Here is a 24,144-nt window from a genome sequence, read left to right as displayed (position 1 = left end):
CTCCGGCAACACAGCAACGGCGCTCAATCCAGCAAACCTCGTGCCCGTGCGATCGCCACGGCCTCGGTACGCCCTTGGGCGCCGAGCTTGGCGTTGATGTTGCGCAGGTGTGATTTAACGGTGAATTCGGAGAGGAACATCTTCTCTGCAATCACCTTGTTGCGATGACCGGCGGCGAGCAGCCGAATTACCTGGATCTCGCGGATGGTCAGCCCCTCAGCAACTGAGCCGACAGTGCCGCCGCTGCTTTGCGCGTCGCCCTGGCTGGGGCCGGCGAAGCGCTGCAAGAGCGTCGTGAGGAAGCGCGGCTCGATGCCCAGTGCCCGCGATTGTGCCTGGTAAGGCACAGCCCAGCGTTGCAGCAAACTCCCCATGCGCGCACCTTCGTCGAGGAACGTGCGCATGAAGCCTTCGTGGCTGGCGAAACGCAGCGCTTCAGTCAGTTCCTCGAACGCTTCTTCGGTGCACTCCAGGCTATTGAGCGCCAACGCGCGAAGCAGGCGCAACTTGAGTTCCCGACGGTGATACTGTCGCTCCTGAGCGTCAGCTACTGCGATGTGCAGTTGGCGTTCGGGCTCCTCGCAGTCACCCTGGGCGATTCGCAGGCGCCAACGCGCGATGCTCGGGGTATCCACGTCGTTGCCATTGAGGAGGATGCCTGGGCGTTCCCAGTCGCCATGCAGCTCAGCGTAGCGCAGCGCCTGCCGGGCCGATTCCAGCCGGTTTTCCAGGGTGGCCGCGCGGGCGCGCTCCAGCCAGGCCGAGCAGATCACTCGTGCTGAGCCAGCTTGCTGGCCAATCTGTTCCAGGTCCGCGAGTAGGCGCAACCAGTGTTCGCGGTCCCCGCGCAGCAGCGCGATGCGAGCCAGGAGTACATGAGAGGAAATCAGTGAATCCGGAGGGCTGCTCTCCTTGGAGTGTGGCAACACCTCGCTTAGCAGATGCTCGACTTCGTCGAGCGCGTCCGTTTCGTACAGTGCGATGGAAAGGGTGATTTCCAGGGATGGTCTTCCGGCGAGCATTCGTTCCGGGCCTGCACTGGCCTGCCGTTGCGAGGCTGCCTGCAGTCGCGCCACCGCGTTGCCCAAGCGTCCCTGGATCATGTCCAGCACACCCTCGATGCAGCTTGCCACGGTCCCCATCGACTGCGTGCGGCTCTGCGAGCAGCGCAGGATTGCCCGTGACAGAAGTCGCCGGGCCTCTTCATAGCGGCCGGTGGCCACCAGGCTGTAGCCCAGGCTGTTGGCGATCACGCCGTACTGGAACTGTTCCTCTTCCGGGATGCGCCGAATCTGTTCCTGGCTTGCCTCGCAGCAAGCCTCAACCTGGTCGGTGAGGGCCAGCAGCAGGCAGCGTATGGTTTCTGCCTCCAGAGCTACCGGCTGTTCACCGTCACTGTCATGGTGAATCAGGGCGATGCTGGCCAGGGCATCCTCGTACCGTCGGTGCAGAGCCAGGGTCCAGGAGTACCCCAGGCACAGGCTGGGGTACTGCTTCAGAGTCGCCGCCGGAATCTGATCCAGCCAGCGCAACAGTAGGCGCGAGCGACCGACGTCGGTGAATTCGCCAACATTCCGGGCCAGGTGGCGCGCGGCTTCCTCTCGATCGTCAGCACGCAGAAAGTGGTCGATTGCCGGTACCGGGCGTTGCTGTTCGAGGTACCAGTTGGCAGCGCGTCGATGCAACTGAGCCGACAGTCCGGGATGGCGGCGTTCCAGCGCATCGCGCAGATAGCTCGCGAACAGGCTGTGATAACGGAACCACTGGTGCTCGCTGTCCAGCGGGAAGAGGAACAGATTGGCTCGTTCCGCGTAGGCGAGCATTTCCTCGGCGTCGTGCGCTCCGGTCACCGCATCGCAAAGCGGGACGCAGATCTGGTCAAGTACGCAGGTCTTGAGCAGGAACTCCCGGCATTGCTCACTCTGGCGAGCGAGGATGTCCTCAGTCAGGTATTCGGCCAGCTCCAGGTTGCTGCCGGAGAAGCTTGAAACAAACGCCGCGTGGTCGCTACGTCCCTGCAGAGACAGGCTGGCCAGGTAGATTGCGGTGATCCATCCCTCGGTGCAGCGGTACAAGGTGGCGATCTCTGGATCGCGCAGCGGCAGTGCGCGTTTCTCGCGGATAAAGCGAGTGGCTTCCTCCAGGGAAAAACGCAGTGCGCCAGGGTTGAACTCCAGGAGCTGGCCGCGAGCGCGAATCCGCCCGAGACCGATGTCCGGCGTTGAGCGCGATGCCAGACCCAGCACGCCACAAGATGGCAGGGCGTCGATCAACTGTTGTACGAAGTTGAGTACCGCAGGGTTCTGGATCGTTTCGAACTCATCCAGCAGCAGGGCAAAGGGATGGGCGTATTCGGAAAGTTCCTCAAGCAGGTTCTGCATTTGCTGCGTCAGGCTCTGCGAGGCGGGGGCCAGTTGCGTGCCGATTGGCCGCAATCCATTGGCCAGATGAGCGACGAACCGCTGCAGGTCGTTATCCGCAGCATCAAGGTTCAGCCAAAGGACCTGCCGACCCAGGCTCAGGCAGCGTTCGCGGTATTGCTGCAACAGCGTGGTCTTGCCAAAACCCGCCGCAGCGCGAATCAGGATCAGACGGGCGCTGGACTTCTCCATCTGCTCGAGCAGGTGCTGGCGCTGCAGGTGATGGGACGACGCCGGCGGCGTGGCGAACTTGTTCGATAGGATCCGAGGCTGGGCGTCGGGAATGGCAGGCATGTTGACTCCACAGGCCGGTCGATTTCCCGCGCTGGGCGTGGCGCCGGCTCATTTGTTGTTCTGTTGCGCGGCATCTTGCCATGGCAGCGGGGAATCTGGCAGTCGTTCATTCGAACTACTCGATGGTTTGAGGCACGCCACTTCCCGCAGGACTAGGCCGCAATTCGTTCCTTCGAACCATTGTTGCTGGTTGCCTCGTCGTTAGGCTGGTTTGCCGCCGGATGAACCGGCGCTTGCGCAGCCAGACAGGAGCGATGCGATGGCGGGCCCGCTGACGGGAATGAAGGTAATCGAGATGGTCGGACTGGGGCCTGCGCCTTTCTGCGCCATGCTGTTGGCTGACATGGGCGCCGAGGTGATCCGGGTACAGCGTCCGGGCCAGGAGCTGGGAGAGCGGGCTCGCTTCGACGTGCTTGGCCGTGGCCGTCGCGCTATCGCGTTGGACCTGCGTCGCCCTGAAGGGGTCGAGACGCTGTTGCAGCTGACGGAAGGCGCAGACGCTCTGATTGAGGGCTTCCGCCCCGGTGTCATGGAGCGCCTGGGCCTGGGGTCGGGCGAATGCCTGCAGCGTAACCCGAAGCTGGTCTACGGACGCATGACGGGTTGGGGGCAGACAGGGCCGCTGGCCCAGGCTGCCGGCCACGACATCAACTACATCGCCCTGACCGGTGCGCTGAACGCCATCGGCCGGCCAGGCGAAAAACCGGTGGTGCCGCACAACTACATTGGCGACTTCGGCGGTGGCGGCATGCTACTGGCCTTTGGCGTGCTCTGTGCGCTGCTGGAGGCGCAGCGGTCGGGGCTGGGCCAGGTGGTCGATGCCGCGATGACCGACGGCACTGCGCTGCTCTCGGCGATGATGTACGGCTTCCGCGCCGCCGGCCGGCTCAGCGACGAGCGAGGCGTCAGCCTGCTTGATGGCGGGGCGCACTTCTACGACACCTATGAATGCGCTGACGGCCGCCATATTGCGCTGGGCGCCATCGAGCCCCAGTTCTACGCCGAGTTTCTGCAACGCTGCGGCATCGATGATCCGCAGTTCCAGGGGCAGATGGACCCCCGTCAATGGCCGGCTCTGAAGGAAAAGCTCAGTGCGCTGTTCCGCCAGCGCAATCGCCAGCAATGGTGCGAATTGCTGGAAGGCACCGACGCCTGTTTCGCCCCCGTGCTGGACTGGGCGGAAGCTGCCGAGCATCCGCACAACCGCGAACGCGGCACCTACCTCGAACTTGACGGCGTGCTCCAGCCCGCACCCGCGCCGCGCTTCAGCCGGACTCCAGCGGCCACGCCAACGACAGCCAGTGGCGACTCACAGAGCGCGGCAGTGCTGCGCGACTGGGGGCTCCCGCAGGTGCGTATCGATGCTTTGAAGAGTGCCGGGGTCATCTGACCGGCACCTGTCCTCAACAACAAGAAAGGTGAACAGATGGAACGGACATACGAATACATCGTCGTCGGCGCAGGCTCGGCGGGATGCGCAGTAGCGGGTCGGCTCGCAGATGCCGGCTGCGAGGTCGCGCTGCTGGAGACCGGTGGCCACGATCACAGTGGCAAGGTCACGGTACCGGTGGGGCTGGCACTGACCATTCCGCGCAAGGGCGACTACAACTACGCCTATGAAAGCACAGCACAGCCGAGCCTGGCCGGACGCGCCAGCTACCTGCCGCGAGGCCGGGGCCTGGGCGGCAGTTCCTCGATCAACGGAATGCTCTACCTGCGCGGTACACCCTCGGACTACGACGGTTGGGCGCGCCAGGGTTGCGAAGGTTGGAGCTGGAGCGAGGTGCTGCCGTACTTCAAGCGCGCGGAGAACAATGAGCGTGTTGCTGGGCGCGACGATGCTCTGCACGGCGGTACGGGCCCGCTGCACGTTACTGATCCTCGCTCGCCCTGTTCCTGGGCTCGTCTGTTCATCGAAGCGTCGGCTGCGGCGGGCCATCCTTACAACCATGACTTCAACGGGCCGCAACAGGAAGGCGTGGGCTACTTCCAGGTTACCCAGTTCAATGGCGAGCGCTGGAATGCAGCCCGTGCCTACCTGCACGGCGGCAACGGCCAGGACCCGGAGTACAACGGTGGAAGGACCAACCTGCAAGTGCTCACCGGCACACGTGCGCTGCGCATTCTATTCCAGGGGAAGCAGGCGACTGGTGTAGTGGTGGAGCGCGACGGGCAGGAAATGGCCCTGCATGCCTCGAGGGAGGTAATCGTTTGCGCCGGTTCCCTGGTTTCGCCGCAGTTGCTGATGGTCTCCGGCATCGGGCCTGCCGAGCACCTGCGGCAAATGGGCATCAACGCGGTGCACGATGCGCCCGGTGTGGGGCAGAACCTGCAGGAGCACCCGGACCTGATCCTGCACAAGCGCATTTTCAGCACCGACTTGTTCGGCGTGTCCATCCGCGGTGCGCTGAGTTACCTGTGGCAATGGCGCAAGTACAAGCGCGAGCGTGGCGGTCTGTTCACCCGCACCTTCACCGAGGCCGGCGCCTTCCTCAAGACCGACCCTGCGTTGGCCGAGCCGGATATCCAGTTGCACTTCGTGATGTCATCCGGCGACAACCATGGGCGCACCTTCCACTACGGCAGTGGCTACTCCATTCACGTCTGCGTATTGCGCCCACACAGTCGCGGGAAGGTTCTTCTGAACAGCGCGGACATGCGCGACGCCCCACGGATAGAACTCAATCTCCTGCAGGACGAGCGCGACATGGCGACCATGCTCAAGGGCGTCAAGCTGGTGCACGAGATCCTCGAGCAGCCGGTGCTCACGCGCTTCGGCGGGCGGCCGCTGTTCCATGGCCATCTGAAGTTCGACGGCAGCGACGACGAGGCGGTGAAGCAGGTGATCCGCGAGCATTGCGACAACGTTTACCACCCGGTGGGCAGTTGCCGGATGGGCAGTGACGAGCATTCGGTGGTTGACCCGCAGCTGCGCGTGCGGGGTGTGCAGGGGCTGCGAGTGGCTGATGCATCGGTAATTCCCCTGCAAGTGGGCGGCAATACCAACGCGCCGACCATCATGATCGGCGAGAAGTGCGCCGACCTGGTACTGGCCGACCGGGCCGGTATGGCGCCGGGCCGTGCGGCTTCTCTGGGGGAAGCACTGGCGAACTGAAGCAGGGTTGTACGGGGAGGGTCGGGCAGCTTCAGGCGCCCGGCCCTTTTTTATTGCGCCGCCGGGGCGCCCGCGCCTACGAGAGCCGCGCAGAGCTGAACCCGTAGGAGCGGATCTTATCCGCGATCCGCCGACAAGGCCGGCGTCATTGGCGGGTTCGCGAGCAAGCTCGCTCCTACAGACATGCGCCGGTCTGCTCTTCGTAGGAGCGGATTTTATTCGCGATCCGCCGACAAGGTCGGCGTCATTGGCGGGTTCGCGAGCAAGCTCGCTCCTACAGGCACCCGCCGGGCAGCTCTTCGTGGGAGCGAATCTTATCCGCGATCGGCCGGCAAGGCCGGCGTCATTGGCGGGTTCGCGAGCAAGCTCGCTCCTACAGGCATGCGCCGGACCGTTCTTCGTAGGAGCGAGCTTGCTCGCGAATCGCCCGACGCCGCTCCTGTTCCTGCACGCCTGCGCTCTAGTCCATTCGAACCACCCGGAAAACCACCGCAGCTTCATCCCTTCGACCGACGCCGTGCCCGATCGCGCTCCCTAGTATCGATCGCACAAGAACAACATCCATTGGAGACCTGCCATGTACCTGACTCAAGGCCTGCAGCGCATGCTGCAGCAGGACCCGGACCACGTCGCGACTATCTTCCGCGGTCGCACACGGACCTTCAGTGAGCAGGGTGAGCGCGTTTCGCGCCTGGCCGCGGGCCTGCAGGCACTGGGTATGCGGAATGGTGATCGGGTCGGCATGCTCGCCCTGAATTCGGACCGCTACCTGGAGTACATGCTGGCCACCTGGTGGGGCGGCGGTGTGCTCAACCCGGTGAACATCCGCTGGAGCGTGCCCGAGATCGTCTACTCGCTGGACGACTGCCAGACCGAAATCCTGCTGATCGACGACCACTTCCTGCATTTGGCCGAGGGCATCCGCAGCGGCGCCAAGCGTGCTCCCGTGCTGGTTCATGTCGGTGACGGCGCAGCGCCGGAAGGCATGCATTCCTTCGAGGGGCTGATCGCCAGCCACGAGCCGATTGCTGATGCCCTGCGTGGTGGCAACGACCTGGCATCGATCATGTACACCGGCGGCACCACCGGCCTGCCCAAGGGGGTGATGCAGTCGCACCTGAACCTGTGGTCGTCTGCTGTCGCACGCCTGGCCGAGTTTCCCACGGAGCGGAACTCTCGAACCCTGCATGCTGCGCCGATGTTCCACACCGCGGCAATGGCGCGCAGCCTCAGTCAGGTCATCAGTGGTGATGTCAACGTCTTCATCCCCGCATTCGATGCGCTGGAGGTCATCCAGACCATCGAGCGCGAGCGCATCAACGAAATACTGCTGGTGCCGACCATGCTGCAGGCAGTGATCAGCCATCCGGATTTTGAACGGCATGATCTGAGCTGCCTCAAGCGCATGGCCTATGGCGCCTCGCCGATTTCCCTGCCCGTGCTGGAGCAGGCGCTGGCGAAACTTCCTGGCGTTTCCTTCATGCAAGCCTATGGAATGACCGAATCCTCGCCAGTCATTTCGATAAGCCCGGACTGGACGCACGAAGCACAAGGCATCGCCAGCGGGCTGGTGCGCAGTGCCGGGCGCGGCGGCTACGGGGGCCTGGTGAAAGTTGTCGACGAGGCGGGTAACGAGGTGCCGCGCGGAACGGTCGGCGAAATCATCGTCTGTGGTCCGAACGTCATGCTCGGTTACTGGGGTCGTCCGGAAGAGACCGCCAAGGCTGTGCGTAATGGTTGGCTGTACACCGGCGACGGTGCGTACATGGACGAGCGTGGTTTCCTCTTCATCGTCGATCGCCTCAAGGACATGATCGTCACCGGTGGTGAGAACGTGTACTCCGCCGAGGTCGAGAACGTCGTTGCCCGCCATCCTGCCGTGCAGAGCTGCGCGGTGATTGGCATTCCCCACGAGTGCTGGGGCGAGGCGGTGCACGCCGTGGTGGTGCTGCATGCCGGCAGCGACGTCTGTGTGGACGATATCCGCGCCCACTGCGCCCAGCACATTGCCGGCTACAAATGCCCGAAATCCGTCGAGTTCGTGGCCGCGCTGCCGCTTTCGGCGGCCGGCAAGGTACTCAAGCGCGACCTGCGCGCCCCTTACTGGAAAGACCAGAACCGCGCCGTCAACTGACGGTGTGCGATACCCCCATCCCCAAGGAGAAACGCATGAGCAATAAAGTAGTGGTGGCCGGCGTCGGCATGATCCCCTTTACCAAACCGGGCCAGAGTGATGAGTACCACATCATGGGCGCCAACGCGGCCAAGGCTGCGCTGGTCGATGCCGGCATCGATTATGCCCTGGTACAGCAGGCCTACGTCGGCTATGTGTACGGCGACTCCACCTGCGGCCAGGCCGCGGTGTACGGTGTGGGCCTGACCGGCATCCCGGTGGTCAACGTCAACAACAACTGCGCCACTGGCTCCACTGCGTTGTTCCTGGCGCGCCAGGCCGTGGAGAGCGGCGTGGTGGAGTGTGCCATTGCTCTGGGCTTTGAGCAGATGGTGCCCGGAGCCCTGAAAGGCGCCTACACCGACCGCACCGGCCCGATGGACCGTTTCGTCAAGACCATGACTCAGGTCCAGGGTTTTGATGAGCAGGCTCCGCGTGCTGCGCAGTTCTTCGGCGGCGCCGGGCGCGCCTATATGAAGGAATACGGCATCAGCCGCGAGACCTTCGCCCGCATCCGCGTCAAGGCCAGCGAGCACGCTGCGCGCAACCCGCTGGCGGTATTCCGCAACGTGGTGAGCGTCGATGAAGTCATGGCCTCGCCGATGATCTTCGATCCGTTGACCCGTCTGCAGTGCTGCCCGCCGACTTGCGGCGCGGCGGCTGCCATCGTCTGCTCCGAGGCCTTCGCCAAGAAGCATGGCCTGCGCACTGACGTAGTCATCGCCGCCCAGGCCATGACCACCGACCGCAACAGCACCTTCGACGAAGGTGACATGCGCAAGGTCGTCGGTTACGACATGACCCGCAGCGCCGCTGCCGCCGTATATGAGAAGGCCGGCGTGGGCCCGCAGGATATCCAGGTGGTCGAGCTGCATGACTGCTTCACCGCCAACGAGCTCATCACCTATGAAGGCCTGATGCTGACGCCCGACGGAACTGCCGAGAAGTTCATCCTCGACGGCGACAACACCTATGGCGGCCGCATCGTTACCAACCCCTCCGGCGGCCTGCTTTCCAAGGGCCACCCGCTGGGCGCTACCGGCCTGGCCCAGTGCTTCGAGCTGACCCGCCAGCTGCGCGGTACCGCCGATGCCACCCAGGTGGAAGGCGCACGTTTCGCCCTCCAGCACAACCTGGGCCTGGGCGGCGCCTGCGTCGTCACCCTGTTCCAGCGCCAGTGAGCCGGGAGCCGCGAGCATGATCGACAAGAGCCATATCGGCGCGGTGGTTTCCAGCCACACACAACTGGTCGAGGCGGGGCGCCTGCGCTTCTTCGCCAAGGCCACCGGCCAGGCGGACCCGCGCTACAGCGACGAGACCGCCGCCAGCGACGCCGGCTACCCCGGTCTGCCGGTGCCGCCGACTTTCCTTTTCTGCCTGGACATGGAAGCCGGCGGTTCGGGTTCGGTGCTCAAGCGCCTGAACATCGACCTCGGCCGCATTCTGCATGCCGAGCAGGGCTTCACCTACCACCGCATGGCCTTCGCCGGCGAACGCCTGTCCTTCGAGACGAAGATCGTCGACATCTACGAAAAGAAGGGCGGCGCCCTGGAGTTCGTGGTGCGCGAGACCCGCGTCACCAATGGCGCCGGCGAGCTGGTGGCGGAACTGCGTAACAGCCTGGTCGTACGCAATTAACGAGGAGCCGAGCGTGAACCTGAATGCAATTGCCGTTGGCGACGAACTGCCGAGCTTCACCACCGACCCGGTGAACCGCACCACCCTGGCGCTGTACTGCGGTGCCTCGGGGGACCACAACCCGATCCATGTCGACATCGACTTCGCGAAGAAGGCGGGCATGCCCGACGTGTTCGCCCACGGGATGCTGTCCATGGCCTATCTCGGCCGGCTGCTGACCAACTGGGTGCCGCAGGAGCGCCTGCGTGGATTCTCCGTGCGCTTCGCCGCCATTACCCACCTGGGCGATGCCATTACCTGCTCCGGCCGCGTGCTGGAGAAGGACGAAGCCGCCGGCACAGTACGAGTGGAAATCACCACCCGCAACCAGGCGGGTGAAATCAAATTGTCCGGCGAAGCCGTAGTGGCCCTGGACGCCTGAAACAGGAGAACGCAATGAACAAGAAACTTGAAGGCAAAGTCGCCATCGTTACCGGTTCCGGACGTGGCATCGGCCGCGAGATCGCCTTGAAGCTGCACCGCGATGGCGCTGCTGTGGTGATCAATGACCTCGACGCCGCCCCGGCCGAAGAAGTGGTTGCCGAGATTGTCAGCGAAGGTGGCCGAGCGGTGGCTTGTGCAGGTAGCGTCACCGACAGCGCCTTCGCCGAGCGCTTCGTCAACACCGCGCTCGAGTCCTACGGCCGTCTCGACATTATCGTCAACAACGCCGGTTACACCTGGGACAACGTGATCCAGAAAATGACCGACGAGCAGTGGGACGCCATCCTCGACGTACACGTCAAGGCTCCGTTCCGCATTCTGCGCGCGGCGTCCAGCTACTTCCGCGAAGCGTCCAAGAAGGAAGCCGAGGCGGGTCAGGAAGTGTTCCGCAAGGTGGTCAACATTTCCTCGGTTTCCGGTGTGCGTGGTGGCGCCGGCCAGGCCAACTACTCCTCCGCCAAGGCGGCCATCAATGGCCTGACCAAGGCCCTGGCCAAGGAGTGGGGACGCTACAAGGTCAACGTCAATAGCGTGGCCTTCGGCTTCATCAAGACGCGCCTGACCGAGGCGTCCGCTGATGACAACGCCACCATCGATATCGCCGGTCAGGAGATCAAGGTCGGCATTCGTCCGGAGATGGCCAAGAACGCTGCTGCCGTAATCCCCCTGGGACGCGCCGGCACCCCCGAAGAGGCTGCCGGCGGTGTGTATCTGCTGTGTACCCCGGAATCCAACTACATCAGCGGGCAGGTGCTGATCGTCGACGGCGGTCGCTGAGTTTGCCCAGGCCCGGACGCATGCGCGTACGGGCCTGGCGCTTGCCTCTGCGATTTACGAGCCCCTTTGAGGAATACCCATGAGTGCCTATAAATCCCCGTGGATCACCGAAGACCTGACGATCTTCCAGGAGTCCGTGCGGCGCTTCGTCGCCGAAGAGCAAGTGCCCCACGAAGAGCGTTGGGCCAAGCAGCAGCACGTCGACCGTGAAACCTGGCTGCGCGCCGGCCAGTGCGGAATGCTGCTGTTGAGCATTCCGGAGGAGTACGGCGGCATGGGTGGCAATTTTGCCCACGACGCCATCCTGACCCTGGAGCAGAGCCGCCAGGTGACCGCGAGCCTGGGCACCAACGTGCACAGCGGCATCGTGGCCCACTACATCCTGCGCTACGCCAGTGAGGCGCAGAAGCTCAAGTGGCTGCCGAAGATGGCCAGCGGCGAGCTGGTCGGCGCTATCGCCATGTCCGAGCCGGGCGCCGGCTCCGACCTCAAGAGCATCAAGTGCCGCGCCGTGAAGGATGGCAGCGACTACGTCATCAACGGTTCGAAGACCTTCATCACCAACGGCTACCACGCGGACTTGATCCTGGTGGTGACCAAGACCGACCCGGAGAAGGGCGCCAAGGGCACTTCGATCATCGTGGTCGAGACCCAGGACTTGCCCGGTTTCCGCCGTGGCCGAATCCTCGAGAAGATCGGCCAGAAGGCTCAGGACACCGCCGAGCTGTTCTTTGACGATGTGCGCGTGCCGCAGGAGAACCTGCTGGGTCCGGAGGAGGGCAAGGGTTTCATCCAGCTCATGCAGCAACTGCCGCAGGAACGCATGATCATCGCCCTCGGCGCGCTGGGCAGCATGGAGCGCGCGCTGACCGACACCGTCGAGTACGTGCGCAGCCGCAAGGTGTTCGGTCAGTCGCTGCTGGATATGCAGAACACCCGTTTCAAGCTGGCCGAACTGAAGACCCACTACGTCATCGCCCGTACCTTCATCGACGACTGCATGGTCAAGGTGCTGAACAACGAACTGGATGCGGAAACCGCGGCCATGGCCAAGTGGTGGTCGACCCAGCGCAACTGCGAGTTGATCGACGAGTGCCTGCAACTGCACGGGGGCTACGGCTACATGAACGAGTACCCGATTGCGCGGCAGTTCGTGAACTCGCGGGTGAGCAAGATCTTCGGTGGTTCCAACGAAATCATGAAGGAAATCATCGCCCGCACCCTGTAAGCGAACCGCTCTCCGCAGTCCCCTCGGGGGACTGCCGGCGCGCTTGATCACCGACCCGCCGACCCGCGGCGGCCCCCCTGGAAACAGAATGAGACCTGCCATGAATGCGTCGACCATCGAACTGTCCATCGACAACGGCCTCGCCACTCTGGTCATGGCCCGCCCCGAGCGCAAGAACGCCCTGACCCAGCAGATGTTCGCCGAGCTGCTGGACGCGCTGAACGGCCTGCGTCGCAACCCCGAGGTCAAGGCGGTGCTGTTCACCGGGGCGGGCAGCGACTTCTGTTCTGGCGGCGATATCGGAAATATGCAGGGCGATTACATCGAAGCTGCGGCTGTCCGACGCCGCATGGAGGAAAACAATCGCCTCCTGATGGCCATGGTCGACTTTGACAAACCGATTATCGCCGCGGTTGACGGTGCTGCTTACGGTGCCGGCTTCAGCATTGCTCTAGCTGCGGATTTTCTGATTGCCTCCGAGCGGGCGCGTTTCTGCATGTCCTTTGCCCGCCTTGGCCTGGGGCCGGACCTGGGCGCTTCCTACACGTTGCCGCGTGCCGTCGGACTGCAGAAAGCCAGGGAAATCATCTTCTCCGCCCGCGAGGTGTCCGCGCAGGAGGCTCTGCAATTGGGCATCGCCCTGGAAGTGCATCCGGCGGAGACCTTCCGCGCCCGTGCCGAGGAACTGGCTCGCGCCATGGCCAACCTGTCGCCAACTGGCTTCAGCATGACCAAGCGCCTGTTGGGAGCCTCGCTGGAAAGCGACCTGACCTCGATGCTCGACGCCGAAGCCAGTAACCAGGCGGTGTGCATGGCCTCGACCTATCTCAAGGAAGCCGCCGGGCGTTTCGCTCGTAAGCAGCCGCCGCTCTACCAATGGCCGACGGCCAAGCCCGACAACGCCTGAGCAGCGAAAAAACACGATAACAATGAGAGGTTCGCAATGAGCGCGTATGACAATCCGAACAGCACGGACATCCGTGCGCTCCTCGACCACCAGCGCCGCGCCTTCCTCGCGGCGGGGCCGTCGTCGGCGCAACAGCGTATCGAGCTGATCGACCGCGCCATCGGCCTGCTGGTCGACCATCAGGACGAAATTGTCGAGGCCGTGGCCTCCGATTTCGGCCATCGCAGCAAGGAATTCAGCCGTGTGGCCGAGGTTCTGTCGCCGCTGATGACGTTGAAGCAGACCAAGGCCCAGCTGGTCGACTGGATGAAAACGGAGCAACGCCACAGTGAGCGTGGTGAGGCCTGGGTGCAGTACCAGCCGCTGGGCGTGGTAGGCATCCTCAGCCCGTGGAATTTCCCGGTCAACCTGGCCTTCGGCGGCTTGGCCGGCGCGCTGGCGGCGGGTAACCGGGTGATGATCAAACCTTCCGAGTTCACCCCGCAGACCTCGGCGCTGATAGCCCGGATGATTCGCTCGGTGTACGCCGAGGATGAGGTCGCGGTGGTCACGGGTGGTGCGGATGTCGGCCAGGCGTTCAGCTCCCTGCCGCTCGACCACCTGCTGTTCACCGGCGCCACCAGCATCGGCAAGCACGTGATGCGAGCCGCCGCCGAGAACCTGGTCCCGGTGACGCTGGAGCTGGGCGGCAAGTCGCCCACGATCATTTCCCGTTCGGCCGACTTCAAGGCCGCCGTGACCAAGGTCATCACCGGCAAGATGCACAACGCCGGGCAGATCTGCCTGGCGCCGGACTACGTCTTCGTGCCCGAGGAGTCGTTGCAGGACTTCATCGCCACCGCCAAGGCAGTGCTGGCCGGTTACTACCCGACGCTCAAGGACAACCCGGACTACACCTCGGTGATCAATGCACGGCACTTCGAGCGCCTGCTGGGCTACCTGCGCGAGGCGGGGGAGGCTGGGGTCGAACTGGTCGAGCTCAACCCCGCCGGCGAAGACTTCAGCGAACAACTGCATCACAAGATCGCGCCGACGCTGCTGGTCAATCCGGCAGACGATCTGAGTGTCATGCAGGACGAGATCTTCGGTCCGCTGCTACCGATCAAGCCGTACAAGGACATCGCCGAGGTGGTCGCCTACATCAATGCCCACCCGCGGCCGCTTGGTCTGTATTACTTCGGGAGCGACGCGGCGGAGGAGCAGTACGTGCTCGACCGCACCACCTCCGGCGGCGTCACCCTCAACGACGTGATCAAACATGTCGGTGTCGAAAGCCTGCCTTTTGGTGGTGTCGGCCCCAGTGGCATGGGCTCCTATCACGGCCGTGATGGCTTCCGCACCTTCAGCCACGCCAAGGCGGTCTTCCGGCCAGCCGAGGGCCCGGATCTGATGCGCCCGCCCTACGTAGAACCTTTGAAGCAGGTCGTCGCGTCGCTGATCACTCGCTAAATCCCTAGGGGATGCCGCGACTGGAGAGACCCGTCGCGGCATACCTGCGCTTCTTTTCCCGAGGTAGTCATGAAAGCAGCCGTACTGCGTCAGCCGGGGACTCCGCTGAGCATCGAAGACGTCAGCATCAGCAAGCCGGGGCCACGCGAGGTGCTGATCCGCACCCTGGCCGTGGGTGTCTGCCACTCCGACCTGCATTTCGTCGATGGCACCTATCCATTCCCCATGCCCGTGATCCTCGGCCACGAAGCGGCCGGCATCGTCGAGCAGGTTGGCTCGGACGTTCGCTCGGTCAAGCCGGGCGACCATGTAGTGACCTGCCTGTCGGCGTTCTGCGGTCACTGTGCACATTGCGTGACCGGACACCTGTCGCTGTGCGTGTCGCCGGATACCAAGCGTGGCAAGGACGATGATCCCCGGCTGAGCGAGATCCAGAGCCTCAAGCCGGTCAACCAGTTCATGAACCTGTCGTCCTTCGCCGAACAGATGCTGGTACATGAAAACGCCTGCGTTTCGATTCGCAAGGATATGCCGCTGGACCGCGCCGCGTTGCTCGGCTGCGCGGTGATCACCGGCACCGGGGCCGTATTCAATACCGCCAAGGTTCGCCCCGGCGAAACCGTTGCGGTGATCGGCTGCGGCGGCATCGGCCTGGCGGCGATCAACGGTGCCGCGCTGGCAGGGGCCGGGCGGATCATCGCCATCGATCGAGTGGCATCCAAACTGGAACTGGCCCGCCAGTTCGGTGCCACCGATGTGATCGACGCCAATGCCGGCGATGTCGTATCACAGGTGCTCGAGCTGACACGAGGCGGAGTACACCACGCCTTCGAATGCATCGGCCTCAAGCAGACCTTCGAGCAGGCCTTCGGCATGCTCGCCCGTGGCGGCACCGCTACGGTCATCGGCATGATCAAGCCAGGGCAGAAGGTCGAGCTTCATGGCTTCGATCTGCTCGGCGAGCGCCGTATCCAGGGTTCCTTCATGGGCTCCAACCGCTTCCCGGTAGACATGCCGCGCCTGGTCGACTTCTACCTGCAGGGCAGGCTGAAGCTCGACGAAATGATTTCCCAGCGTTTGAAACTGGAACAGATCAACGATGCGTTCGACGAACTGCGCCGCGGTGAGCTGGCGCGCTCGGTGATCGTTTTCGACCAGTAACGCCCCCGCGCGGCTGCCCGGTAGCCGCGCCTTCTTCCGAATTGAGAGGCAGCACGCAGATGAAAACACGCATTACGGAAATGCTCGGCATCCGTTACCCGATCATTCAGGGCGGCATGATGTGGGTCGGGCGTGCGGAAATGGCCGCGGCGGTTTCCAACGCCGGCGGCCTGGGCATACTCACCGCGCTGACCCAGCCCAGGCCCGAAGACTTGGCACGCGAGATCGAACGCTGCCGGTCGATGACCGACAAGCCGTTCGGCGTCAACCTGACCCTGCTGCCGTCAATCAACCCGCCTCCCTACGATCAGTACCTCGATGTGATCATCCAGGGCGGGGTGAAGATTCTCGAAACGGCGGGCAACAATCCCGGCGAGCATATCGCCCGGGCCAAAGCCGCCGGTCTCAAGGTCATCCACAAGTGCGTAGCCATCCGCCATGCGCTGAAGGCCCAGAGCCTGGGAGTCGATGCCGTGTCCATCGACGGCTTCGAGTGCGCCGGCCATCCGGGCGAGGATGACGTTCCCGGCCTGGTGCTGATTCCGTTGGCTGCGCGCCGGCTGGACATTCCCGTGATCGCTTCCGGCGGTATCGCCGACGGTCGCGGCCTGGCCGCCGCACTGGCGCTGGGTGCCGAGGGGGTGAATATGGGCACGCGCTTCTGCGCGACGCGGGAAGCGCCGATCCACGACAACATCAAGCGGGCCCTGGTCGATGCCAGCGAGCGCGATACCAATCTGATCTTCCGCAGCCTGCATAACACCGCGCGAGTGCTGAAGAACGCGATCTCCGACGAGGTGGTGAGCATCGAGCGCAAGGGCGGCGCGCAGTTCGAGGACATTCGCCATCTGGTTACAGGCGCCCGTGGCCGTGCCGCACTGGAAGCCGGACAGCCGCATGACGGCATCGTCACGGCAGGCCAGTGCGTCGGCCTGATCGATGACGTGCCGACCTGCGCCGAACTGATCGAGCGCATGGTCGCCGAATGCCGCCAACACCTGCGGGTGGCCCAGGCGTGGGCCGAGTGATCCTGCCCCTCTCTCCTGGCGAGAGAGGAGTGGTGGCGGAATAGAGGAGAGCGTCGTGGATTTTCAATTCAGTGATGAGCAACAGATGCTGCGCGACATGCTCGAGCGCTATCTGGACGAGCAATACGCTTTCGACAAGCGCATGGCGGCAGTGGCTTCCGCGCCAGGCTGGCGGCCCGAGTGCTGGCAGGCGTTCGCCAGCGAGCTGGGTATTCTCGCCGCCGCGCTCCCCGAGTCGCTGGGCGGACTTGGCGGGTCGGCAACCGAACACCTGATTGTCATGGAGGCTTTTGGCCGCGCCCTGGTGCTGGAGCCGTACCTGCCCACCGTCGTGCTCGGTGGCGGTCTGCTCGCGCGCGTCGGCGGCGACATCGCCGCGCGGATCGTCTCAGGCATCGCGAGCGGCGACGTGCGCATCGCCTGGGCCCAGAGCGAAACGCAGGGCCGCTACTGCCTGCATGATATCCAGACGCGCGCCCGGCGCGATGGCGACAGCTATGTACTGAGCGGGCACAAGACGGTGGTTCTCGGCGCGCCCTGGGCCACCCATCTGCTGGTGAGCGTACGCACGGCGGGAGAACGCCTCGACCGCGAAGGCATCAGCCTGCTGCTGGTCGACCGGAACACGGTCGGCATCCGTACCCAGGACTACCCGACCGTTGATGGTGGACGGGCGGCGGAAGTCTGGTTCGATGATGTCCGCATTCCAGCGGCCGCGCTGCTGGGCACGCAGGACCATGGACTGGAGCTGCTCGAGCCGGTATTCGACGAGGTCGTCGTGGCGTTGTGTGCCGAGGCGGTCGGCGTTATGCGCAAGATGCTTGCTGACACAGTCGCCTACGCGAAAGAGCGCACCCAATTCGGCGTACCGATCGCCTCGTTCCAGACCCTGCAGCATCGCATGGTCGACATGCATCTCCACATCGAACAGGCCTCGGCGCTGACCTGGCTGGCGGCGATGAAACTCGATGCCTCACCGCGAGAACGCAGCATGGCCGCCAGCGCTGCCAAGGTGCGCATCGGCAAGGCACTCAGGGCCGTCGGCCAGGGCGCGGTGCAGATCCATGGCGGCATGGGGATCGCCGAAGAGCTGGCGGTGGGGCATTACTTCAAGCGTGCCACCGTGATCGAACAGCAGTTCGGTTCCGTTGACCATCACGTGCGTCGCTACGATGCGCTGGCCGGGGAGGTTTGCCATGAATCTTGACTATAGCGCCCAAGAGCAGCGCTTCCGCGAGGAAGTGCGCGCCTGGATTGCCGAAGCCTACGACACCGAGCTGCGCGAAATGATGGTGCAGTCGAAGAACGGCTTCCTCGACAAGGAGGGCCAACGCCGCTGGCAAAAGAAGCTGCACGCGCGTGGCTGGGCCGCTCCGGACTGGCCGGCCGAACATGGCGGTCCGGGATGGACGCCGACCCAGCGCTACCTGTTCCAGGCCGAGATTGCCGCTGCGGGCTGCCCGCCGATCTCGCCGATGGGCATCAAGATGGTCGCCCCGGTCATCATGCGTTTTGGCAGCGACGCGCAGAAAGCGCGGTTCCTGCCGCCGACGCTGGCATCCGATATCTTCTGGTGCCAGGGCTACTCCGAGCCGGGCTCGGGGTCCGACCTGTCGTCGCTGCAGATGAAGGCCGAGCGCGACGGAGAGCACTACGTGCTCAACGGCTCGAAGATCTGGACCACCCACGCGCAATGGGCCGACTGGATGTTCTGCCTGGTGCGTACCAGCCGCGACGGCCGCAAGCAGGCCGGTATTTCCTTCCTGCTGGTGGACATGACGACTCCGGGTATCAGCATCGACTCGCTGCCGCTGCTGGACGGGCCGATGCCTGGCGAGCAGGAGGTCAACCAGGTGTTCTTCGAGGACGTACGCGTTCCGATAGAGAACCTGATTGGCGAGGAGGGGCAAGGCTGGGCCTGCGCCAAGTACCTGCTGGAGTTCGAGCGTGGCAATGCCTATGGCCCGTCGCTGCGCTACCAGTTGGACAAGGTCCGGCAGATCGCCGCCAAGCAGCCGGCAGACGATGGCGGACGTCTGCTCGACGACGCGGATTTCCGCCGTCGGTTGCTGGAGCTGGAAATCCAGGTCGAGGCGGTGAACGCCGCGGAGCTGCGGATCTTTTCCGGCATCAGTTCCGGTACGTCGATCGGCGCAGCGTCGAGCATGATCAAGCTGGCGGGAACCGAGACCAAGCAGTTGATCAGCGAGCTGGCGGTGGAGGCGGTGGGGCCGCAGGGCTGGCCATTCATCCGCGATACCTGGGCAGAAGTCCAGGGGCACGCCACCGAGCCACGCCCCGGTCCGGACTATGCCGGCGCACTGCTGCCGCGCTACTTCAACTACCGCAAGACTTCGATCTACGGTGGCACCAGCGAAATCCAGCGCAACATCATCGCCAAGCAGGTGCTCGGCCTCTAGGCCGCATGCTGCCGAGGAGAGCCAATGAACATGATGGATCCTACGCTTACCGAAACGGTCGACGACATCCCGCCAGGCTTCCAGCCGATGGGGCGTGCGGACGGCCTGCCGAGTTTCGCGCAGACCTGTCGCGGCCTGTACATCAATCATGCGACCGGCGAAGTCGCTGCGCGCATCCTGCCTGAACATACCAATCCACTGGGAATCACCCATGGCGGCTTCCTGGCGACCCTGGCCGATACCGCGCTGGGTGCCTGGATTCGCGTGCAGGGCAAACTGGAGCTGCCGCCGGCCACCGCCGAACTAAGCATCGACTACATCGCCCCGGCGCGTCCCGGGCAGTGGATCACTGCCCGGGTGGAGATCCACAAGCTCGGCCGCACCCTGATCAATGCCAGCCTCAGCCTGTTGGACGGGGAACGGCTCGTGGTCCGGGCAAAAGGCATTCTCGTTTCCAATACGGCCGTGCATCAGCAGATGCTGAACAGCCGCAAATCATGAATCGACCAGGAGCATTCCATGTCTGCCAATGAGCGGCCGCTTGGCCCCGAGGCGCAGTACCAGGCCTTCCTCGAACAGGGCCGCTTCATGCTGCAGCGCAGCGCGTCCACCGGGCGCTTTGTCTTCTACCCTCGGGTGCTGATTCCAGGGACCGGCGAGGCCGACCTGGAGTGGGTGGAGGCCAAAGGTACCGGGACCCTTTATGCGATCACCGTCAACCGCGCTCGCAACGCCAGTCACAACGTCGCACTGATCGATCTCGACGAGGGCGTGCGCATGATGGCGCGTATCGAAGCGCGCGAAACAGCCCCGATCGGCAGCCGCGTCCAGGCGCGGGTAATGGAGGAGGGCGGGCAGGCGCTCGTGGTGTTCGACGTGATCGACGAGGTGCAGGCATGAATTCTTCCCTTCGCGGCAGTACTGCCATCGTTGGCATCGGCAGCGCCGGTGTCGGCGAAGCACATGGTTTCAGCGCCATGGAACTACTCGGCCAGGCCTCGCTGAAAGCCATCGCCGACGCCGGGCTTAAGCTCTCCGACGTCGATGCGGTGTTCTCCGCCACCAGCTCCCATGCTTTCCCGACGATTTCGGTATGCGAATACCTGGGGATCAAGCCCAGGTTCGTCGATGGCACCAACGTCGGCGGATCCAGCTTCGAATGGCATCTGCTGCAGGCGACCCTGGCGCTGCGGGCCGGGCTGTGCGACGTGGCGCTGATCTGCTACGGCTCCAACCAGCGCACCGCCGGCGGCAAGCTGGTGTCGATGAGCGAACCTCAGTGGCACGAAACGGCCTATAAGCCGCGCCACCCGATCACCTCTTATGCCCTGGCGGCCAGCCGCCATATGCACCAGTACGGCACTACCCGCGAGCAACTGGCGGAAGTGGCGGTGTCCGCGCGACAGTGGGCCAACCTCAATCCCGAGGCGTTCGCCCGTGGTCCGCTGAGCATCGATGACGTTCTTGCCGCGCGCATGGTCAGTGATCCGCTCAGCGCTGCCGATTGCTGTCTGGTCACCGATGGCGCCGGTGCCTGTGTCATGGTTCGCGCCGACCGCGCCCGCGACTTGCCGAACGCGCCGGCGTATTTCCTCGGCGCGGCCGGTGCGCAATGGCACCGCTCGGTAGTCTGCATGCCAGACCTGACCGTCACCGCCGCTTCGGAAAGCGGACCGCGGGCCATGCAGATGGCTGGCGTAAGCCACGCCGATATCGACCTGGTGATGCTCTACGACGCCTTCACCATCAACACCATTCTGTTCCTCGAGGACCTTGGATTCTGTCCGAAGGGCGAGGGCGGTCGCTTCGTCCAGGGCGGGCGTATCGCCCCCGGTGGCGAGCTGGCGGTCAATACCAATGGCGGCGGGCTGTCCTGCGTGCATCCGGGGATGTATGGGATGTTCCTGATCCTCGAAGCGGTGACACAAATTCGTGGGCAAGCAGGGGCGAGGCAACTGAAGAAGGCAGATATAGCCCTGCTGCATGGCAATGGGGGAACGCTGTCGAGCCAGGTGACGGCGTTCCTGGGGAGTGAAGCGGCGCTCTGACCCCGCGTCGGGGTTGCAGGACGCACCTGTAGGAGCGAGCTTTGCTCGCGAACCAGCTTTCCCGGAAACGTCGGCTTGGCCGGTAACCTCTGTTCGCGAGCAAGCTCGCTCCTACGAAGCACGAAAGCTCGCTCGGCCCGCGCCGCGCGGGCTTTCTGCTTTTCCGGCGGGCGATAAATCCACCCCGAAATTGGTCCGAACGAACTACATCCAGCCCTGCGCCACATCCTGATACTCCACTACAGCACTCAACCCGCCGCCCCCGAGCGGCGTACAAGAACAACAGGTCTGAGGAATACCTCGATGGACATCCACTACACGCCCGAAGAGTTGACCTTCCGTGAGGAAGTACGGGCCTTCCTGCGCGACAAACTGCCAGTCGAGTTGGCCACCAAGGTCAAGCTCGGCAAGCGCCTCACCAAGGAAGACAACGTCTTCTGGATGCGCACTCTGAACGATCGCGGCTGGCATGCATCACTGTGGCCTGTGGAGTACGGCGGTACTGGCTGGAGCGTGGTACAGAAGTACATCTTCGAGGAAGAGTGCGCGAGCTTCGGTGCGCCGCGCGTGCTTCCGTTCGGCGCAGTGATGGTTGGTCCGGTGATCATCAACTTTGGCACCGAGGAGCAGAAGGCCCACTTCCTCCCGCGTATCCTCGACATGACCGACTGGTGGGCGCAAGGCTATTCCGAGCCCGGCTCTGGCTCCGACCTGGCAAGTCTGAAGACCCGCGCCGTACGCGAGGGCGACCATTATGTCGTCAACGGCCAGAAGACCTGGACCACCATGGGCCAGCACGCCGACTGGATATTCTGCCTGGTACGCACTGACCCTCAGGCCAAGGCTCAGCGTGGCATCAGTTTCCTGCTGATCGACATGAAGACTCCCGGTATCAGCGTGCGCCCGATCATCACCCTGGATGGCGAGCACGAGGTCAACGAGGTCTTCTTCGACAACGTGAAGGTGCCGGTGGCCAATCTGGTGGGCCAGGAGAACGACGGCTGGACCTGCGCCAAGTACCTGCTCACCCACGAGCGCACGGGGCTTGCCGGCATCGGCTTCTCCAAGCAACTGTTACGCCAGCTCAAGGCCATCGCCAGCCGCGAGCGCAAGGGGGGCAGGGCGCTGCTTGATGATCCGCTGTTCCGTGCGCAGATCGCTGAGCTGGAAATGCAGCTGATGGCCGCTGAAATGAGCAACCTGCGCATCCTCGCCGCGACCCGCGAAGGCGGCGGCAGTGGTGCCGAAAGCTCAATCCTCAAGGTGCGCGGTACCGAGATTCGCCAAGCGATTACCCACCTGCTGCGCAAGGCCGTCGGTCCCTACGCACTACCGTTCCTCGAAGAGGAAATGGAAGCGTGCACGGGCGATCTGTTGCACACCGAGTACAGCGCCACCGCCGCCAGCCAGTACTTCATCATGCGCAAGCTCTCGATCTACGGCGGCTCCAACGAAATCCAGAAGAACATCGTTTCCAAAGTGAATCTCGGACTCTAGGAGGCTGCCGTCCATGGACTTCAAACTCACCGAAGAGCAGCAGATGCTGCAAGACACGGCGGCGCGTCTGGTGCGTGACGCTTACGGATTCGAAAAGCGCGAGACCTATCGCCGCAGCGAGCTGGGATACAGCGCCGACTTCTGGCGCCAGCTCGGCGAGCTGGGCCTGACTGGCGTGTCCCTGCCCGAAGCCTACGGCGGATTCGGCGACGGCGTGGACAGCATGCTGGTGCATACCGAACTGGGCCGAGGCCTGTGCCTGGAGCCTTACCTGCACTCGGTGGTGTTCGCCGGCGGCCTGCTGGCCCAACTGGGCAGCGACGTGCAGAAGGACCAGTTGCTGACCCGCGTCGCCAGTGGCGAGCTGCAACTGGCGCTGGCCTTCGAGGAACCGCAGAGCCATTACGAACTGAACAGTGTGGCCACCCGCGCCGAGCCGGTGAACGGCGGCTGGCGTCTGACCGGGCGCAAGGTAGCAGTCATTGGCGGGCACAGTGCCGGGTTGATCCTGGTCTCAGCCCGCGTCGCCGGCGCAGAGCAGGACGAGCAGGGGATAGGCCTGTTCCTCCTCGACCCGGCAGAAGCCGGCGTAAAGCGCCGCGTCTATCCGACTGCCAACGGCCTGAAAGCCTGTGAGCTGTACCTGGACGGCACATTCGTCGCCAGCGACCGCGTGCTGGGCGAACCGGGCTCGGCCTTCGCTGCGCTGCGCTACCAGCAAGGCCGAGCCATCGCCGCGCAGTGCGCCGAGGCGGTCGGCGCCATGGAAGCCACCTGCGAGCTGACTTTGGAATACCTGAAGACCCGCAAGCAGTTCGGCGTTGCCATCGGCTCCTTCCAGGTACTGCAGCACCGCATGGTGGACATGCGCGCCGAGCTGGACCAGGCCTGCAGCATGGCGATCCTCGCCGCCTGCGTCGCTGACCAGCCCGACAGCCCCGAACGCAGCCGCGCCCTGGCGGCCACCAAGTACATCACGGTTCGCGCCGGGCGATTCATCTCCGAGCAGTGCATCCAGCTGCACGGTGGCATTGGCCTCACCGACGAATACCAGGGCTCGCACTACGCCAAGCACCTGGTGATGATCAGCCACCAGTTCGGTGACGACGATCATCACCTGCAGGCCTTCGCCCATTTGATGGATGTGGCCTGACTCCATTCGCGAGCAAGCTCGCTCCTACAGGTCCAGGCCTGCGCCGGTACGCTCTTCGTAGGAGCGAGGGGGACGCCTAGTCCTTGCTCGCGAACCCAACCGCAGAACGCAGGGCACATGACGCGCCAGCGTTATCCGCATCCGCCCTACATGCCGAGCCTGTACAGAGTCACCCCTTGTTCCGGGCCGAAAGGCCCGGCTTTTTTCCAGGAGTCCCCATGAAAGTCCTCGTAGCCGTCAAGCGCGTGGTCGATTACAACGTCAAGGTCCGCGTCAAGGCGGACAACTCCGGCGTCGATCTCGCCAACGTCAAAATGTCCATGAACCCCTTCTGCGAAATCGCCGTGGAAGAA

At 64.0% G+C, this 24,144-nt stretch carries 20 protein-coding genes and 1 pseudogene; 20 read left to right on the top strand and 1 reads right to left on the bottom strand.

Translation table 11 applies throughout. From position 1 onward, the window contains the following. Window positions 1–23 precede the first annotated feature (23 nt). Complete coding sequence (locus ACNFH5_RS24260; RefSeq protein WP_416750408.1) at window positions 24–2,714, bottom strand: LuxR C-terminal-related transcriptional regulator; 2,691 nt, start codon at window positions 2,712–2,714, stop codon at window positions 24–26. Window positions 2,715–2,973: 259 nt separating this feature from the next. On the opposite strand from ACNFH5_RS24260, the gene ACNFH5_RS24255 reads away from it, so the two are divergent. The 20 genes and pseudogenes from ACNFH5_RS24255 to ACNFH5_RS24160 form a co-directional block, all read left to right on the top strand. Beyond that, window positions 2,974–4,104 (top strand): CaiB/BaiF CoA transferase family protein, encoded by a 1,131-nt coding sequence (locus ACNFH5_RS24255; RefSeq protein ID WP_416750406.1) that lies wholly within the window; start codon window positions 2,974–2,976, stop codon window positions 4,102–4,104. A gap of 36 nt (window positions 4,105–4,140) precedes the next feature. Continuing rightward, window positions 4,141–5,829 carry a GMC family oxidoreductase gene (locus tag ACNFH5_RS24250; protein ID WP_416750404.1) on the top strand — a complete coding sequence of 563 codons (1,689 nt, stop codon included), beginning with the start codon at window positions 4,141–4,143 and terminating at the stop codon, window positions 5,827–5,829. A 577-nt stretch (window positions 5,830–6,406) separates the two neighbouring features. Then, window positions 6,407–7,963: an acyl-CoA synthetase gene (locus ACNFH5_RS24245; protein ID WP_416750402.1), complete on the top strand. Its 1,557-nt coding sequence runs from the start codon at window positions 6,407–6,409 to the stop codon at window positions 7,961–7,963. 35 nt (window positions 7,964–7,998) lie between these two features. Next, window positions 7,999–9,183: a lipid-transfer protein gene (locus ACNFH5_RS24240; RefSeq protein ID WP_416750400.1), complete on the top strand. Its 1,185-nt coding sequence runs from the start codon at window positions 7,999–8,001 to the stop codon at window positions 9,181–9,183. Window positions 9,184–9,199: 16 nt separating this feature from the next. Continuing rightward, window positions 9,200–9,640: a MaoC family dehydratase N-terminal domain-containing protein gene (locus tag ACNFH5_RS24235; RefSeq protein ID WP_416750398.1), complete on the top strand. Its 441-nt coding sequence runs from the start codon at window positions 9,200–9,202 to the stop codon at window positions 9,638–9,640. Window positions 9,641–9,653: 13 nt separating this feature from the next. Next, window positions 9,654–10,061 (top strand): MaoC family dehydratase, encoded by a 408-nt coding sequence (locus tag ACNFH5_RS24230; protein ID WP_416750396.1) that lies wholly within the window; start codon window positions 9,654–9,656, stop codon window positions 10,059–10,061. A 14-nt stretch (window positions 10,062–10,075) separates the two neighbouring features. Beyond that, entirely contained in the window at window positions 10,076–10,900 is an 825-nt protein-coding gene (locus tag ACNFH5_RS24225; protein ID WP_416750394.1) for an SDR family NAD(P)-dependent oxidoreductase, read from the top strand. 79 nt (window positions 10,901–10,979) lie between these two features. Further along, complete coding sequence (locus ACNFH5_RS24220) at window positions 10,980–12,128, top strand: acyl-CoA dehydrogenase family protein (RefSeq protein WP_416750392.1); 1,149 nt, start codon at window positions 10,980–10,982, stop codon at window positions 12,126–12,128. A gap of 100 nt (window positions 12,129–12,228) precedes the next feature. Beyond that, window positions 12,229–13,035 carry an enoyl-CoA hydratase/isomerase family protein gene (locus tag ACNFH5_RS24215; protein ID WP_416750390.1) on the top strand — a complete coding sequence of 269 codons (807 nt, stop codon included), beginning with the start codon at window positions 12,229–12,231 and terminating at the stop codon, window positions 13,033–13,035. A gap of 36 nt (window positions 13,036–13,071) precedes the next feature. Continuing rightward, the gene (locus ACNFH5_RS24210) at window positions 13,072–14,484 is read left to right on the top strand and encodes a coniferyl aldehyde dehydrogenase (protein ID WP_416750388.1); all 1,413 of its coding nucleotides are present in this window, start codon (window positions 13,072–13,074) and stop codon (window positions 14,482–14,484) included. A 69-nt stretch (window positions 14,485–14,553) separates the two neighbouring features. Continuing rightward, the gene (locus ACNFH5_RS24205) at window positions 14,554–15,645 is read left to right on the top strand and encodes a Zn-dependent alcohol dehydrogenase (protein WP_416750386.1); all 1,092 of its coding nucleotides are present in this window, start codon (window positions 14,554–14,556) and stop codon (window positions 15,643–15,645) included. A gap of 59 nt (window positions 15,646–15,704) precedes the next feature. After that, on the top strand, window positions 15,705–16,673 hold the full coding sequence (locus tag ACNFH5_RS24200; RefSeq protein ID WP_416750384.1) for an NAD(P)H-dependent flavin oxidoreductase: 969 nt from the start codon (window positions 15,705–15,707) through the stop codon (window positions 16,671–16,673). Between the two features lie 55 nt (window positions 16,674–16,728). Beyond that, the gene (locus ACNFH5_RS24195) at window positions 16,729–17,880 is read left to right on the top strand and encodes an acyl-CoA dehydrogenase family protein (protein WP_416750382.1); all 1,152 of its coding nucleotides are present in this window, start codon (window positions 16,729–16,731) and stop codon (window positions 17,878–17,880) included. Next, the gene (locus ACNFH5_RS24190) at window positions 17,870–19,093 is read left to right on the top strand and encodes an acyl-CoA dehydrogenase family protein (RefSeq protein ID WP_416750380.1); all 1,224 of its coding nucleotides are present in this window, start codon (window positions 17,870–17,872) and stop codon (window positions 19,091–19,093) included. Before ACNFH5_RS24195 ends, ACNFH5_RS24190 begins: the two co-directional genes overlap by 11 nt. A 24-nt stretch (window positions 19,094–19,117) precedes the next feature. Continuing rightward, the gene (locus ACNFH5_RS24185) at window positions 19,118–19,594 is read left to right on the top strand and encodes a PaaI family thioesterase (protein WP_416750378.1); all 477 of its coding nucleotides are present in this window, start codon (window positions 19,118–19,120) and stop codon (window positions 19,592–19,594) included. An 18-nt stretch (window positions 19,595–19,612) separates the two neighbouring features. After that, window positions 19,613–19,993, top strand: coding sequence for a Zn-ribbon domain-containing OB-fold protein (locus ACNFH5_RS24180; protein ID WP_416750376.1), 381 nt, complete (start codon window positions 19,613–19,615; stop codon window positions 19,991–19,993). After that, a complete protein-coding gene (locus tag ACNFH5_RS24175) occupies window positions 19,990–21,141 on the top strand; it encodes a thiolase (protein ID WP_416750374.1) in 1,152 nt (383 codons plus the stop codon). The genes ACNFH5_RS24180 and ACNFH5_RS24175 overlap by 4 nt, the downstream gene beginning before the upstream one ends. A 303-nt stretch (window positions 21,142–21,444) precedes the next feature. Beyond that, window positions 21,445–22,638, top strand: a complete 1,194-nt coding sequence (locus tag ACNFH5_RS24170) for an acyl-CoA dehydrogenase family protein (protein WP_416750372.1) — start codon at window positions 21,445–21,447, stop codon at window positions 22,636–22,638. A 13-nt stretch (window positions 22,639–22,651) separates the two neighbouring features. Next, complete coding sequence (locus tag ACNFH5_RS24165; RefSeq protein ID WP_416750370.1) at window positions 22,652–23,791, top strand: acyl-CoA dehydrogenase family protein; 1,140 nt, start codon at window positions 22,652–22,654, stop codon at window positions 23,789–23,791. Between the two features lie 218 nt (window positions 23,792–24,009). After that, window positions 24,010–24,144, top strand: a pseudogene (locus ACNFH5_RS24160) (electron transfer flavoprotein subunit beta/FixA family protein); the annotation flags it as partial.

This window comes from Pseudomonas sp. NY15435 (assembly GCF_048068295.1).
In the GTDB taxonomy this organism is placed as follows: domain Bacteria; phylum Pseudomonadota; class Gammaproteobacteria; order Pseudomonadales; family Pseudomonadaceae; genus Pseudomonas.
Note: the sequence above shows the minus strand (reverse complement) of the source record. Positions and strands in the feature narration are given on the sequence as shown.